The sequence below is a fragment of the Saccharothrix algeriensis genome (assembly GCF_016907655.1).
GTDB lineage: Bacteria > Actinomycetota > Actinomycetes > Mycobacteriales > Pseudonocardiaceae > Actinosynnema > Actinosynnema algeriense.
This window is the reverse complement of sequence record NZ_JAFBCL010000001.1, coordinates 485,224-500,681: the sequence shown is the minus strand read 5'-3', so window position 1 is coordinate 500,681 and position 15,458 is coordinate 485,224. Positions and strand designations below refer to the sequence as shown.

The following is a 15,458-nucleotide window of genomic DNA, read 5'->3' as shown; positions in this document are numbered from 1 at the left end:
ACGGGGGCCACGCGGAAGGGGTTGTGCCGGTGAACCGGGTCGGACCTGTGATCGTGCTGTCGGCGGCGTTGGCGGTGGGCGGCTGCGCCGCGCCGGGGACCGGCGGGCCGGGCGGGGACCCGTCGCCCGGCCCGACGTCGGACGCGGTCGCCACCGCCGTCCAGGACCCGGTGCTCGACGCGGCGGCGGCGAGCCTGGGGCCGGCGCTGGAGTCGGGTTTCCCGGACACCTACGCGGGGCTGCGGCTGGACCAGGAGCGCGGTGCCGTCGTGGTGTACCGGCGGCCGGACCCGGCGCTGGACCAGGCCGCCCGCGCCGCCGCGAACGGCGCGCGGCTGGAGCTGGTGGACGCCCGGCACTCGCTCAAGCGGCTGCGCGAGGTCGTGGACCGGATCGGGGCCGACACCGGGCACTGGCAGGAGCAGGGCGTGCGGATCACCACGTGGGGCCCGGCCGTGGACGGCTCCGCGGTGGACGTCACGACCGTCGCGGGCAGCGAGGCCGACCGGCTGGCGCTGGCCGCCCGGTACGGCGCGGACGTCATCCGCGTCTCGCGGGGCGACTTCCCGGAGCCGGCGCCCGCGACGGGGTGACGCGGTCGACGGGGGCCGTCCTCCCCGTCCTCCCCGACCGCCGCGGTCGCGGCGCGCCGGTGGCGCCGCGGTCGCGGCGAGGGGGTCGACGCCGTCGGCGGTGACGTGGCGGTAGCCGGCCCTGGCGGCGGCGATGGCGACCAGGCCGCGGGGTCACCGCTCGTCCTTCGGCTCCCCGCCCTGCTCCGCGCCCGGCTCCTCGTCCGCGTCGTCGGTGGTCCGCACGTTCCGGTTGGTCGACGCGAGCGCGGTCTCGGTGGCGCTGTCCGGTTCCACGACGCGCCTGCCCGGCTTGCGCAGCGAGAAGTGCGACTCCTCGCGCATCCGCTCGACCATGTGCGGGTAGTGCAGCTCGAACGCCGGGCGCTCCGACCGGATGCGCGGCAGCTCGTGGAAGTTGTGCCGGGGCGGCGGGCTGGAGGTCGCCCACTCCAGCGAGTTGCCGTAACCCCACGGGTCGTCGCGCTCCGCCGGGTCGCCGTAGCGGTAGCTGCGGAACACGTTCCACAGGAACGGCAGCACCGACGCGCCGAGCAGGAACGCGCCGACGGTGGAGATGGTGTTGAGCGTGGTGAACCCGTCCGTGGGCAGGTAGTCGGCGTACCGGCGCGGGAAGCCGTTGCTGCCCAGCCAGTGCTGGATCAGGAAGGTCAGGTGGAAGCCGATGAACGTCGTCCAGAAGTGCAGCTTGCCCAGCGGCTCGTTCAGCATCCGGCCGGTCATCTTGGGGAACCAGAAGTAGATGCCGGAGTAGGTGGCGAAGACGATCGTCCCGAACAGCACGTAGTGGAAGTGGGCCACCACGAAGTAGGTGTCGTGCACGTGGAAGTCCAGCGGCGGCGAGGCGAGGATGATGCCGGTCAGGCCGCCGAGCAGGAACGTGATCAGGAACCCGACGGCGAACAGCATCGGCGACTCGAAGGTCAGCTGCCCGCGCCACATGGTGCCGATCCAGTTGAAGAACTTGATGCCGGTGGGGATCGCGATCAGGAACGTCGTCAGCGAGAAGAACGGCAGCAGCACCGCGCCGGTGGCGAACATGTGGTGCGCCCACACCGCCACCGACAGCGCCGCGATGGCGAACGTGGCGAAGACCAGCCCCTTGTAGCCGAAGAGCGGCTTGCGGCTGAACACCGGGAAGACCTCGGTCACGATGCCGAAGAACGGCAGCGCCACGATGTAGACCTCGGGGTGGCCGAAGAACCAGAACAGGTGCTGCCACAGGATCACGCCGCCGTTGCCCGGGTCGAACACGTGCGCGCCCAGGTGCCGGTCCGCCGCCAGGCCCAGCAGCGCCGCGGTCAGGATCGGGAACGCGATCAGGATGAGCAGGCTGGTGACGAAGATGTTCCAGGTGAAGATGGGCATCCGGAACATGGTCATGCCGGGCGCGCGCAGGCAGCACACCGTGGTCACCATGTTGACCCCGCCCAGGATCGTGCCCAGGCCGCTGAGCACCAGGCCGGTGATCCACAGGTCCGCGCCGACGCCGGGCGAGTGCGGGGCGGTGGACAGCGGCGTGTAGGCGGTCCAGCCGAAGTCCGGTGCGCCGGCCGGGGTCAGGAAGGCGATCATCACCAGCGTGCCGCCGAACAGGTACAGCCAGTACGACAGCGCGTTGAGCCGGGGGAACGCCACGTCCGGCGCGCCGATCTGGATCGGCAGGACGAAGTTGGCGAACCCGAACAGGATCGGCGTCGCGTACAGCAGCAGCATCACCGTGCCGTGCATGGTGAACAGCTGGTTGTACTGCTCGTTGGACAGGAACTGCATGCCCGGCCGGGCCAGCTCGGCGCGGATCAGCAGCGCCATCAGGCCGCCGACCATGAAGAAGACGAACGACGTCGTCAGGTACATCAACCCGATCTGCTTCGGGTCGGTGGTCTTGAGCAGGCCGACCAGCGCCGAGCCCTTGGGTCGCCGTCGAGCCGCGCCCGGATGGGTGATCACAGGTTCCGGCTTGAGCGCGGTCATGACCGTCTCCCTCGTCCGACGACGTGCCCGTGACCATGGTCCACCCGCGGGCAGTCCACGGCAATCGCGCAGCGGGTCGCTCGACGGCCCTGACCTGCGGCGATGTCCACCGATGTCACCCGTTCGGGGAGATCGGGCCGGTGGCCCGGCGACCACCGCGCCGCGCCGGGCCGGCCCGCGCGGGCCGGTGTCCCGCCAGGCGGACGGCCACTTGGGGCCGCGAGTTAGGGTCGGACCCATGCAGACCTGGTCACCCACCCCAGTCCCGCGGGTCGCGGGCGAGCCGCGCCCGCTGCGGTTGTTCGACACGTCCGCCGGGCAGGTGCGCCCCACCGCCCCCGGCGACACCGCCGGGCTGTACGTCTGCGGCATCACCCCCTACGACGCGACCCACCTGGGCCACGCCGCGACCTACCTGGCGTTCGACCTCATCCACCGGGTGTGGCTGGACAACGGCCACCGGGTGCACTACGTGCAGAACGTCACCGACGTGGACGACCCGCTGCTGGAGCGCGCCGAGCGCGACCAGGACGACTGGCAGGTCCTGGCGATGCGCGAGACCGCCCTGTTCCGGGAGGACATGGTCGCGCTGCGCGTCCTGCCCCCGCGGGAGTACGTCGGCGTGGTCGAGGCCATCCCGGAGGTGGTCGAGGCGATCGCGAAGCTGCTGACCGACGGCGCGGCGTACCGGGTGGACGACCCGGAGCACCCGGACGTGTACTTCGACCACACGGCCACCGGCCGCTTCGGCTACGAGTCGAACTACGACGCGGCGACCATGGCCCGCTTCTTCGCCGAGCGGGGCGGCGACCCGGACCGGCCGGGCAAGCGCCACCCGCTCGACGCCGTGCTGTGGCGCACGGCCCGCCCCGGCGAGCCGGCGTGGCCCTCGGAGCTGGGCGCGGGCAGGCCCGGCTGGCACATCGAGTGCAGCGCGATCGCGCTCAACCGCCTCGGCGCGGGCTTCGACGTCCAGGGCGGCGGCTCCGACCTGATCTTCCCGCACCACGAGTTCAGCGCCGCGCACGCCGAGGCGCTGACCGGCGAGCACCCGTTCGCCCGGCACTACGCGCACGCGGGCATGATCGGCCTGGACGGCGAGAAGATGTCGAAGTCGCGGGGAAACCTGGTCTTCGTCTCCAAGCTGCGGGCCCAGAACGTCGACCCGAACGCGGTCCGGCTGGCCCTGCTCTCCGGCCACTACCGCGCCGACCGCGCGTGGACCGAGTCCCTGCTCACGCAGGCCCGGGAGCGCCTGGCCACGTGGCGGCGGGCCGCGGAGCTGGACGCGGCCCCGCCCGCGGACGACGTCGTGGCCCGGCTGCGCGACCACCTCGGCGACGACCTGGACACCCCGCGCGCGCTGGCGGCGCTGGACGCGTGGGCGGCGCAGGCGCTGTCGACCGGCGGCACGGACCAGGGCGCGCCGAGGCGCTTCCGCGACGCCGTGGACGCCCTGCTGGGCGTGGAGCTGTAGCCGCGCTCCTGCGCGACGGCAACCGGGGAACGGGGCGCGGGCCCGGTGGGGCGCCGACGCGCCCCACCGGGCCCGCGGCCGGTCGGTCCCCCGGGCCGGGGTCACCGCTCCGGGAGGGCCGGTGGGCCGCCCGCGCGCGGCCGGCCCACCGGGTCGGTGCTCAGGTCACGCGTCGATCGTCCAGCCGTCGATGCGGCCGGTGTCGATGGTGGCCAGGTCGCGCACCCGCAGCTTCCAGGCGCCGGCGGCGGCCTCCGAGGAGGCGTTCACCGTGAAGGTGCGGTTGATGTTGTCCGCGCTGCCGCCGGAGCGGTTGTGCAGGTTGTAGACGGTGCCGTCGGGCGCCACCAGGTCGACGACCAGGTCGCCGATGTAGGTGTGGACGATGTTGACCGTCACCTGGGTGGTGGCCGAGGCGCTGCCCGTGCACTTCAGGTCGATCGTGCTGCTGACGTCGCTGTTGTCGCCGATGGCCACGTCGGTGTCGTTGGTGGCCGGGTCGCAGCCGTCGCTGGAGCCCTTGATCGTCCAGGTGAACGTCGCGGTGCCGGTGCGCGAGGCCGAGTCGGTCACCGTCACGGTCACGGTGTACGTGCCCGCGGTGGTGGGCGTGCCGGAGACCTGGCCGGACGGGCTGATCGTCAGGCCGGGCGGCAGGCCGGTGGCGGTGAAGGTGTAGGGCGCGGTGCCGCCGGTGGCCGAGAGCTGCAGGCTCGCGGGGGTGCCCACGGCGCCGTTCTGGCTGCCCGGGTTGGTCACGGTCGGGTTGGTGACCGGGGGACCGGTGACGTAGAGCAGCTTGTTCGGCGAGCCGGTGCCCGGGTTGCTGATCTTGCCCGAGGTCGCGGCGTTCACCAGGGCCGTCTCCACCTGGGCCGGGGTGGCCGAGGGGTTGGCCGAGACGTAGATCGCCGCCGCGCCCGCGACGTGCGGGGACGCCATCGACGTGCCGCTGATGGTGTTGGTGGCGCTGTCGCTGGTGTGCCAGGTCGAGGTGATGTCCTGGCCGGGCGCGAAGATGTCGGTGCAGGTGCCCCAGTTGGAGAACGAGGCGCGGCCGTCGGTGCGGGTGGAGGCGTTGGTGCTGATCGCCTCGCGGACGCGGGCCGGCGAGTAGTTGCACGCGTTCTGGTTGTCGTTGCCCGACGCCACCGCCGTGGTGACGCCCGCCGCGACCAGGTTGCGCACCGCGGTGTCGGTGGCGGTGTCCGCGCTGCCGCCGAGGCTCATGTTCGCCACGGCCGGCTTGACGGCGTTGCGCGCGACCCAGTTGACGCCGTTGACGACGCCGGCGGACGTGCCGGAGCCCTGGCAGTTGAGCACCTTGACCGCGACGAGCTTGACCTCCTTGGCCACGCCGTAGCGGGTGCCGCCGACGGTGCCCGCCACGTGGGTGCCGTGGCCGTGGCAGTCGGTGTTGTTGCTGTCGACGGTGTTGGTGCCCCAGGAGGCGCGACCGCCGAAGTCCTGGTGCGTGATCTTGATGCCCGTGTCGATGACGTAGGCGGTGACGTTGCCCGCGCCGTTCGGGTAGGTGTAGCTGCTGTCCAGCGGCAGGTTCTGCTGGTCGACGCGGTCCAGGCCCCACGACGGCGGGTTGGGCTGGGTGCCCGTGGCCTTCACCGGCAGGTCGGCCTGGACGAAGTCGACCCGCGGGTCGGCCGCGATGCGGCGGGCCTGCGCGGCGGTGAGCGAGGCGTGGAAGCCGTTGAGCGCGTGCTGCCAGGTCGTGCGGACCTGGCCGCCGTACTTGCCGACCAGCGAGTCGGCGGCGGACGCGGACAGCGCCCGCGGCGAGGCCGAGTCGCGCAGGGCGACGATGTACGAGCCGGGTACGGCGTCGGCGCGGTCGGCGCCGAGCACCTCCCCCTCGGCCGCGGCCACACCGGCGTTGGTGAACGCCAGTGCCGCCGCGGACACCGCGGCCAGGCCGAGTACGGCCGTCCTTCTGAGCAAGCGGACGTGTCCCATGACTGGGCATCTCCCTCTGGGCAGGGCCGCCCGCCCGTCCCGGCGGGTGCGCCTGACGGGTGGGCTTGCAGGGTTGGGATGCGTTCGCGCGAACGGGTGGAGCAGACCTGGTCCCCTGCATGGTCCGGACAAAATCCGGCGGGCAGTAGCGCCGTTGGGCGTAATCAGCCGGGCCCCGGCTCGACCGGTAGGGCGAAAGCCCTGGTCACCGCCGATTCAGTCAGGAGTTAAAGCGCTCGTCCCGGTACACCCGCCAGCGCTGCAGCAGGTGCGGCATCTCGCGGTGGAAGAAGTCGAAGAAGGCGAGCGTCTCGGCGATGCGGCGGCCGGCGGGCGTGCCCGCGCCCAGCACGTCGATGCCCTCCTGCAGCGGCGCCTTCCAGCGCGCCATCATCTGCTCGCGGCGGAAGATGGCCTCGTACCAGACGTCGTCGTACACCCGGTACACGTCGCGCCGGGAGCCGGTCTCGCGCTCGCGGCTGATCAGGCTGATCTGGGTGAGGTAGCGGACGGCCCCGGAGATCGCGGCGGGGGAGACCTGCAGCAGGTCGGCCAGTTCGGCGGCGGTGAGCGAGCCGCTGTCGGCGGCGAGCAGCGCGACGAACACCCGCGAGGGCATCCGGGGCAGGCCCGCCTCGGCGAAGGTCGCCGCGAAGCGCTCGATGAAGCGCAGGACCGCCTGCTCGTCCCGTTCCGACACCTCGGTCACCCCGGAATCATCCTCTTCGCCGCCGCGCACGCCGGGCAGTTTATACGCTTCCTTAACTTCACGACATTGTGAATTATGTGTAATTTGCCTGCCATGAGCGATGCGATCCACGTGTCGGGCCTGGTCAAGACCTTCGGCCCGACACGTGCCCTGGACGGGCTGGACCTGCGTGTGCGCACCGGGGAGGTGCACGGCTTCCTCGGCCCGAACGGGGCCGGCAAGTCCACCGCCATCAGGGTGCTGCTGGGCCTGCTGCGCGCCGACGCGGGCACGGCCGTGCTGCTGGGCGGCGACCCGTGGCGCGACGCGACGGCGCTGCACCGCCGGCTGGCCTACGTGCCCGGCGACGTCACCCTGTGGCCCAACCTGACCGGCGGCGAGGTCATCGACCTGCTCGGCCGCCTGCGCGGCGGGCTCGACGAGCGCCGCCGCGCCGACCTGCTGGACCGGTTCGAGCTGGACCCGCGCAAGAAGGGCCGCACCTACTCCAAGGGCAACCGGCAGAAGGTCGCCCTCGTCGCGGCGCTGGCCTCGGACGTGGAGCTGCTCGTGCTGGACGAGCCGACCTCCGGCCTCGACCCGCTGATGGAGGCGGTGTTCCAGGAGGTGGTGGACGAGGAGCGCGGCCGGCGCACCGTCCTGCTCTCCAGCCACGTCCTGGCCGAGGTCGAGGCGCTGTGCGACCGGGTCAGCATCATCCGCAACGGCCGCACCGCGGAGACCGGCACGCTGGCCGAGCTGCGGCACCTGACCCGCACCAGCGTCACCGCCGAACTCGCCGCGGTGCCCGCCGGCCTGGCCGCGCTGCCCGGCGTGCACGGCCTGGACGTGCGGGGCGACCGGGTGCGGTTCGAGGTGGACACCGACCACCTCGACGGGGCGCTGCGCGCGCTGGTCTCCTCGGGCGTGCGCAGCCTGACTAGCCGACCACCCACGCTGGAGGAGCTGTTCCTGCGCCACTACGAGGCGGTGCGGCCGTGAGCGCCCTGGTCGGGACCGGCTCCCTGGTGCGCCTCGCGCTGCGGCGCGACCGGCTGCTGCTGCCGGTCTGGGTGGTCGGGCTGGTCGGCATCGCGCTGTCCACCGCGTCGGGCCTGCGCGAGCTGTACGGCACGGAGGAGCTGCGGCGGCAGCTCGGCGCGACGGCGGGCGCGAACCCCGCGTTCCTGGCCATGCTCGGCCCGATCCACGACCCCGCCTCCGTCGGCGGCCTCCTGGTGTGGCGGTGGGGCGTGTTCGGCGCGCTGCTCACCGGCCTGATGGCGATGTTCCTGGTCACCCGGCACACGCGGGCCGAGGAGGAGACCGGCCGGTGGGAGCTGGTCGGCTCCGCGGTGACCGGGCGGCACGCGCCGCTCGCCGCCGCCGTCGCGGTGGCCTGCCTGGCGAGCCTGCTCATCGGCGTGCTGGTGGCGCTCGGGCTGGTCGGGCTGGGCGAGCGCGCGGGCGGCTCGTTCGCGCTGGGCCTGGCGTTCACCGCGGCGGGGTGGGCGTTCACCGGGGTCGGCGCGGTGGCCGCGCAGCTCACCGGGAGCGCGCGGGGGGCGAACGCGGTGTCCGGCGCGGTGCTGGGCGCGGCCTACCTGCTGCGGGCCGTCGGCGACGCGGCGGGCGAGCACGGGCCGACCTGGCTGACGTGGCTGTCGCCGATCGGCTGGCTGGAGCAGGTGCGGGCGTTCGCGGGCGACCGGTGGTGGGTGCTGCTGCTGTCGGTGCTGCTGTGCGCGGCGCTGGTCGGCGCGGCCTCGGTGCTGGTGGCGCGGCGCGACCTGGGCGGCGGGCTGCTGCCCGCGCGCCTCGGCCCGGCCCGCGCGGCGGGGTCGCTGGGCAGCGCGTTCGGCCTGGCCTGGCGGCTGCAGCGGGGGGTGCTGCTCGGCTGGGCGCTGGGCCTGTTCGTGCTCGGCGGCGTCTACGGGGCGGTCGCGCGCGGTGTCGAGCAGATGCTGGAGGGCAACCCGGCGCTGGCAGGGATCATCGAGCGGATGGGCGGCTCCGGCGCGGTCGTGGACGTCTACCTGGCCTCGGTCCTGGGCGTCGTCGGCCTGTTCGGCGCGATCTACGCGGTGCAGGCGACGCTGCGGCTGCGCTCGGAGGAGGCCGGGTCCCGGGCCGAGCCGGTGCTCGCCACCCCGGTCCGGAGGGCCTCGTGGGTGGCGGGCCACCTGGTGCTCGCCACGGCGGGGGTGGTCGTGGTGCTGGCCGCCGCCGGGCTCGGCGCGGGCCTGGTGCACGGCGCGCGCGTCGGCGACGTCGGCGGGCAGGTCGGGCGGCTGGTGGGCGCGGCGCTGGTGCACGCGCCGGCGGTGTGGGTGGTCGCGGGCCTCGCGCTGGCGCTGTTCGGGCTGCTCCCCAGGCTGACGGCGGTGAGCTGGGCGTTCCCGGTGCTCTTCCTGGTGCTGGGCCAGCTCGGGCCGCTGCTGCGGCTGGACCGGTGGGTGGTGGACCTGTCGCCGTTCACCCACGTCCCGAAGGCGCCCGGCGCGGAGGTGTCGGCCACGCCGCTGGTGTGGCTGACCGCGACGGCCGCCGCGCTGATGGCGGCGGGGGTCCTCGGGTTCCGGCGGCGGGACGTCGGCTGATCTGAAGCAAATCTTTCAAAGAGCTGCTCCAGGCGCTGGCGTGGTCGCTGGTGGCGTTCGCGGTGATCTCGGCCGAGGGGCGGGACGGCGTGCACGTCACTATGGCGTTCGCCTTCTGCCTCGCGGTGTTCGTGGCCCTGGGTTCGTGGCCCCGGTGTTCGTGGCCCCGGTCAGCCCTTCGCGACGCGCTCCCGGCGCCGCAGCAGCAGGCTCGGGGGCACGAGCAGCACCAGCAGGGCCGGGGTGAGGAACGCCGTCACCGGGTCCAGGCGGTACAGCGGCACGAAGGCCAGCGGGGACGCCGCGCCGCCCAGGAACCGGAACGCCTGCAGCACCGACACCGCCCCGCCCCGGTTGCCGCCGTTGTCCCGCAGCACCAGCGCGTGCAGGCCGACGATCACGCCCTGGTTCACCGCGCCCGTCACCGCCCACAGCGCCCCCACCGCCACCAGGCTCGGCAGCACCCCGATCAGGGCCAGCAGCACCGAACCGGCGGCCGCGCCCACCAGCACGCAGCGGCGCGGCCCGAAGCGGTCGATCATCCGGCCGGTCAGGCGGGCGGTGACGATCCCGACCACGCCGAAGCCGGTCAGCAGCAGGCCGCGCTCACCCGCGCCGAGCCCGAAGTCGTCCCCCAGGCGCAGCGCGACCAGGAACGACAGCCCGCCCAGGCAGCCCCACCCCACGGCCGCGACGGCCGCGAGCCGCAGGACCGCCGGCCGCCACGCGGTGCGCAGCCGCGGTGGCCGCTCGGCCCTGGGCTGGTCGGCGGGCAGCCCGATGACGGCCAGCAGGACCGCCACGCAGGCCGCGCCGACGAACGCCCACCGCCACGACGCCTCCGCCGCCAGCCCGCCGACCAGCGGCGCGGAGGTCTGCCCGGCGGCCTGCATCGAGGCGAACACGCCCAGCGCCCGACCGAGGCGCTCCTTCGGCGTCATGGCCGCGACCGCCGCCAGCAGCAGGGGAGTGGTGAACGCGTTGGCCACGCCCTGCAGCGCCCGGCCGCCGATCAGCAGCGGGAACGACCACGACACCGCGCACAGGACCGACGCGACCACGTAGACGGCGTAGGCGGTCCGCACCGTCCGCCGCACGCCCCACCGCTCGCCCAGCGTGCCGGACACCAGCATGAACCCGGCGAAGGGCAGCAGGTAGCCGGTGAGCGTGGCCGCCGCCGTGCCGGCCGAGACGTCGAAGTCCGCGCCGATCTCGGGCAGCACCGACGCCGTCATCGCACCGCCGAACGGCCCCAGGAAACCCCCGGCGTACATGCCGGCCATCGCGAGCCGCCGTGCGCCCACGCCCACCCCCCGAGTGACAGGTCCCCTCACCGGCGGCCCACCTCACCGCCGCCCCGGACCGCGTTCGGGCGCACCCGCGCCCGCAACCGCCCACCCTGCCGGCTCGGCGCGGGACCCGGCGGCCCGCCGCGGGCCCGACCGCACCGGCGCCGCCGCCCGCGGCGGTCGCCCCCGCGCCGGCGGCCGGGCGGGCAGCACCGGGTCAGAGCCCCGCGGGCCCGCGCCCCGGGCCGCGCCCGCGCCGCCTCAGGTAGCGCTCGAACTCCGCCGCGATCGCGTCACCGCTGGCTTCGGTGATCTCGATCTCCGCGTCACCGCGCTCCTCCAGCGCCCGCACGTAGTTGCGCACGTCCTCGTCCTCGTCGGCCATCTCGCTGACCGTGCGCTCCCACTCCTCGGCCTGCTCGGGCAGCGCGCCCAGCGGCACCTCCACGTCCAGCACCTCCTCGACCCGGTGCAGCAGGGCCAGGGTCGCCTTGGGCGAGGGCGGCTGCGACACGTAGTGCGGCACGGCGGCCCAGAACGAGATGGCAGGCACGCCCGCCTGCACGCACAGGTCCTGGAACACGCCCACGATGCCCGTCGGGCCCTCGTAGCGGGACCGCTCCAGGCCGAACTTGGCCGCCGCCGCCGCGTCGTAGGCGGTGCCGGTCACCGGCACCGGGCGGGTGTGCGGGGTGTCCATCAGCAGCGCGCCCAGCGTCACCACGGTGGTGATCCCGAGGTCCTCGATGTGGCCGAGCAGCTCCCCGGCGAACCGGCGCCACCGCATGTTCGGCTCGATGCCGTGCACCAGCACCACGTCCGTCGACGAGCCCGGCGGGCGGCAGACGGACAGCCGCGTGGTCGGGAATTCAACCCGTCGGGTGATCCCGTCCACCATGCGGACTGTGGGGCGCGTCACTTGGAAGTCGTAGTAGTCGTCCGGATCCACCTCGGCCAGCGGCGTCGCGTCCCAGGTGAGTTGCAGGTGCTCGATCGCCGTGCTGGCAGCGTCTCCAGCGTCGTTCCACCCCTCGAACGCCGCCACCATGATCGGGTTGGTGAGCGGTTTGCGGGGGTCGGAGGGGGTCTTGGCGGCCTGGTCCGGATCGGTCACCGGGTCAGCCTACGACCACCGCCGCGCACCTGACGCCGTAGGCTTGGCCCATGCCGGATCGTGTCTCGTCACCCCTGCTGGACGCACTCGCCGACCGCGTGGTCGTCGCGGACGGCGCGATGGGCACCATGCTCCAGTCCGCCGACCTCAGCCTGGACGACTTCGCAGGTCACGAGGGTTGCAACGAGATCCTGAACGTGACCAGGCCCGACGTCGTGCGGCAAGTCCACCGAGGCTACCTGTCGGTGGGCGCCGACGCCGTGGAGACCAACACCTTCGGGGCCAACCTCGCCAACCTGGCCGAGTACGGCATCGAGGACCGGATCTTCGACCTGTCGCGGCGCGGCGCGGAGCTGGCCCGCGAGACCGCCGACGAGTTCGCCGAGCCCGGCCGGCCCCGGTTCGTGCTCGGCTCGGTCGGCCCCGGCACCAAGCTGCCCACCCTCGGCCACGCCCCCTACGCCACCCTGCGCGACGCCTACGTCGAGCAGGTGCGCGGTCTGCTGCTCGGCGGCGTCGACGCGGTGATCGTCGAGACCTCGCAGGACCTGCTCCAGACCAAGGCGTCGGTCATCGGCGCGAAGCGCGCCATGGCCGCCGAGGGCATCGCGGTGCCGATCATCGCCCAGGTCACGGTCGAGACCACCGGCACGATGCTGCTCGGCTCCGAGATCGGGGCCGCCCTGACCGCGCTGGAGCCGCTGGGCATCGACCTGATCGGGCTGAACTGCGCCACCGGCCCGGCCGAGATGAGCGAGCACCTGCGCCAGCTGGCCAAGCACGCCCGCATCCCGCTGTCGGTCATGCCCAACGCCGGCCTGCCCGAGCTGGGCCCGCGCGGCGCGGTCTACCCGCTCACGCCCGAGGAGCTGGCCGCCGCGCTGAGCGGGTTCGTCACCGAGTTCGGCGCGCGGCTGGTCGGCGGCTGCTGCGGCACCACCGCCGAGCACGTCCGCCAGGTCGTCGACGCCGTGCGCGACCTCGGGCCCAGCACCCGCCGCCCCCGGCCAGAGCCGGGCGTCTCCTCGCTCTACCAGGCCGTGCCGTTCCGCCAGGACGCGTCCGTGCTGATGATCGGCGAGCGCACCAACGCCAACGGCTCCAAGGCGTTCCGCGAGGCGATGCTGGCCGAGCGGTTCGAGGACTGCGTCGAGATCGCCCGCGACCAGACCCGCGACGGCGCGCACGTGCTCGACCTCAACGTCGACTACGTGGGCCGCGACGGCGCGGGCGACATGCGCCAGCTCGCGAGCCGGCTGGCCACCGCGTCCACGCTGCCGATCATGCTCGACTCCACCGAGCCGGAGGTGCTCCAGGCCGGCCTGGAGTGCCTGGGCGGGCGCAGCGCCGTCAACTCGGTCAACTACGAGGACGGCGACGGCCCCGACTCGCGGTTCCAGCGGATCATGCGGCTGGTGTCCGAGCACGGCGCGGCGGTCGTCGGCCTGTGCATCGACGAGCAGGGCCAGGCCCGCACCGCCGAGTGGAAGGTGCGCGTCGCCACCCGCCTGATCGAGGACCTGACGACGAACTGGGGCGTCCGCACCAGCGACATCATCATCGACACCCTCACCTTCCCCATCTCCACCGGGCAGGAGGAGGTGCGCAAGGACGGCCTGGAGACCATCAACGCGATCCGCGAGCTGAAGCGCCGCTACCCCGAGGTGCAGACCACGCTGGGCATCTCCAACGTGTCGTTCGGCCTCAACCCGGCCGCCCGGCAGGTGCTGAACTCGGTGTTCCTGCACGAGTGCGTGCAGGCGGGCCTGGACACCGCGATCGTGCACGCGTCGAAGATCATCCCGATGGCGCGCATCCCCGACGAGCAGCGCGCGGTGGCGCTGGACCTCGTCTACGACCGCCGCCGCGAGGGCTACGACCCGCTCCAGCGGCTGATGGAGCTGTTCGAGGGCGTCAGCATGTCCTCCAGCAAGGCTTCGCGCGCCGAGGAGCTGGCGGCGCTGCCGCTGTTCGCGCGGCTGGAGCGGCGGATCGTGGACGGCGAGCGCAACGGCCTGGAGGCCGACCTGGAGGAGGCGCTCGCGCAGCGCCCGGCGCTGCAGATCATCAACGACACCCTGCTGTCGGGCATGAAGACGGTCGGCGAGCTGTTCGGCTCCGGCCAGATGCAGCTGCCGTTCGTGCTCCAGTCGGCGGAGGTCATGAAGACCGCCGTCGCCTACCTGGAGCCGCACATGGAGCGCTCCGACGACGGCGGCAAGGGCCGCATCGTGCTGGCCACGGTCAAGGGCGACGTGCACGACATCGGCAAGAACCTGGTCGACATCATCCTGTCCAACAACGGCTACGAGGTCGTCAACATCGGCATCAAGCAGCCGATCAACGCCATCCTCGACGCCGCCGAGGAGCACCGCGCCGACGCCATCGGCATGTCCGGCCTGCTGGTCAAGTCCACGGTGATCATGAAGGAGAACCTGGAGGAGATGAACTCGCGCGGCGTCTCCGCGCGGTGGCCGGTCCTGCTCGGCGGCGCGGCCCTGACCAGGGCGTACGTCGAGAACGACCTGACCGAGCTGTACCTGGGCGACGTCCGGTACGCGCGCGACGCCTTCGAGGGCCTGCGGCTGATGGACGCCATCATGGCCGCCAAGCGCGGTGAGGCGCCGCCGGTCGACCCGGAGGCCGAGCGCAAGGCCGCCGAGCGCAAGGCGCGCCGCGAGCGGTCGCTGCGCATCGCCGCCGAGCGCAAGGCCGCGCAGGAGGAGCCGGTCGAGGTCGGCCGCTCCGACGTGGCCGTGGACGTGCCGATCCCGACGCCGCCGTTCTGGGGCACGCGCGTGGTCAAGGGCGTGCCGCTGGCGGACTACTCGGCGATGCTGGACGAGCGCGCCACGTTCATGGGCCAGTGGGGGCTGAAGGGCTCGCGCGGCGGCGGGCCCACCTACGAGGAGCTGGTCGAGACCGAGGGCAGGCCGCGCCTGCGGTACTGGCTGGACCGGCTGGCCACCGAAGGCGTGCTGGCGCACGCGGCGGTGGTCTACGGCTACTTCCCGTGCGTGTCCGAGGGTGACTCGCTGGTGGTGCTGCGGGAGCCCGCGCCCGACTCGCCGGAGCGCCTGCGGTTCACCTTCCCCCGCCAGAAGCGCGACCGCAGGCTGTGCCTGGCCGACTTCTGGCGGCCCCGCGAGTCCGGCGAGGTCGACGTCATCGCGTTCCACCTGGTCACCATGGGCCAGCCGATCGCCGACTACGCCAACGAGCTGTTCGCCAAGGACTCCTACCGCGAGTACCTGGAGGTGCACGGCCTGGGCGTGCAGCTGACCGAGGCGCTGGCCGAGTACTGGCACCGGCGCGTCCGCGAGGAGCTGCGCTGGTCCAACGGCACGGCGCTGTCGGCGGAGGACCCGGACGACGTGGAGGAGTTCTTCAAGCTCGGCTACCGGGGCGCGCGCTACTCGCTGGGCTACGGCGCGTGCCCGGACATGGAGGACCGCGTCAAGGTCGTCGAGCTGCTGGAGCCCGACCGCATCGGCGTGCGGCTGTCCGAGGAGCTGCAGCTGCACCCCGAGCAGTCCACCGACGCGTTCGTGGCGCACCACCCCGAGGCGAAGTACTTCAACGCGTGACCACCGAAGGCTGAACCGGTTCCGGCAGGGTCGCCGGGGCCGGTTCCCGCCGTGCCGCGCGACGGGCCGGCGGTGTGTGCGGACGAGGGGCCGACCGGGGCGGGTGCGCGGATCGGCGAGGTGCGGGCGGACTGGAGGAGGAGGCGCGGTGGGCGTCGAAGCGGT

General features: G+C 73.5%; 10 protein-coding genes. 5 read left to right on the top strand and 5 right to left on the bottom strand.

Going from position 1 to position 15,458, the window contains the following annotated elements; all coding sequences use genetic code 11:
• The first annotated feature begins 29 nt into the window (after positions 1-29).
• A complete protein-coding gene (locus JOE68_RS01900; protein ID WP_204840619.1) occupies positions 30-593 on the top strand; it encodes a hypothetical protein in 564 nt (187 codons plus the stop codon).
• A 153-nt stretch (positions 594-746) separates the two neighbouring features.
• Here the strand turns inward: JOE68_RS01900 and ctaD are convergent, their stop codons facing one another.
• A complete protein-coding gene (gene ctaD / locus JOE68_RS01895; protein ID WP_204840618.1) occupies positions 747-2,567 on the bottom strand; it encodes an aa3-type cytochrome oxidase subunit I in 1,821 nt (606 codons plus the stop codon).
• A 238-nt stretch (positions 2,568-2,805) separates the two neighbouring features.
• Between ctaD and mshC the strand changes: the two genes are divergently transcribed.
• Entirely contained in the window at positions 2,806-4,044 is a 1,239-nt protein-coding gene (gene mshC, locus JOE68_RS01890; protein WP_204840617.1) for a cysteine--1-D-myo-inosityl 2-amino-2-deoxy-alpha-D-glucopyranoside ligase, read from the top strand.
• Between the two features lie 165 nt (positions 4,045-4,209).
• Here mshC and JOE68_RS01885 read toward each other — a convergent pair whose 3' ends face one another.
• On the bottom strand, positions 4,210-6,015 hold the full coding sequence (locus JOE68_RS01885; RefSeq protein ID WP_204840616.1) for a S8 family peptidase: 1,806 nt from the start codon (positions 6,013-6,015) through the stop codon (positions 4,210-4,212).
• A 220-nt stretch (positions 6,016-6,235) separates the two neighbouring features.
• Complete coding sequence (locus tag JOE68_RS01880; protein ID WP_307819437.1) at positions 6,236-6,754, bottom strand: GbsR/MarR family transcriptional regulator; 519 nt, start codon at positions 6,752-6,754, stop codon at positions 6,236-6,238.
• 63 nt (positions 6,755-6,817) lie between these two features.
• On the opposite strand from JOE68_RS01880, the gene JOE68_RS01875 reads away from it, so the two are divergent.
• Both JOE68_RS01875 and JOE68_RS31645 read left to right on the top strand, forming a co-directional pair.
• Positions 6,818-7,705: an ABC transporter ATP-binding protein gene (locus tag JOE68_RS01875; RefSeq protein ID WP_204840615.1), complete on the top strand. Its 888-nt coding sequence runs from the start codon at positions 6,818-6,820 to the stop codon at positions 7,703-7,705.
• Positions 7,702-9,303 carry an ABC transporter permease gene (locus JOE68_RS31645; RefSeq protein ID WP_204840614.1) on the top strand — a complete coding sequence of 534 codons (1,602 nt, stop codon included), beginning with the start codon at positions 7,702-7,704 and terminating at the stop codon, positions 9,301-9,303. Before JOE68_RS01875 ends, JOE68_RS31645 begins: the two co-directional genes overlap by 4 nt.
• A gap of 170 nt (positions 9,304-9,473) precedes the next feature.
• On the opposite strand, the gene JOE68_RS01865 is transcribed toward JOE68_RS31645, so the two are convergent.
• Entirely contained in the window at positions 9,474-10,607 is a 1,134-nt protein-coding gene (locus JOE68_RS01865; RefSeq protein WP_307819436.1) for an MFS transporter, read from the bottom strand.
• A gap of 202 nt (positions 10,608-10,809) precedes the next feature.
• Positions 10,810-11,706, bottom strand: coding sequence for a PAC2 family protein (locus JOE68_RS01860; protein WP_204840613.1), 897 nt, complete (start codon positions 11,704-11,706; stop codon positions 10,810-10,812).
• 50 nt (positions 11,707-11,756) lie between these two features.
• Between JOE68_RS01860 and metH the strand changes: the two genes are divergently transcribed.
• Complete coding sequence (metH, locus tag JOE68_RS01855) at positions 11,757-15,293, top strand: methionine synthase (RefSeq protein ID WP_204840612.1); 3,537 nt, start codon at positions 11,757-11,759, stop codon at positions 15,291-15,293.
• Positions 15,294-15,458: the final 165 nt, after the last annotated feature.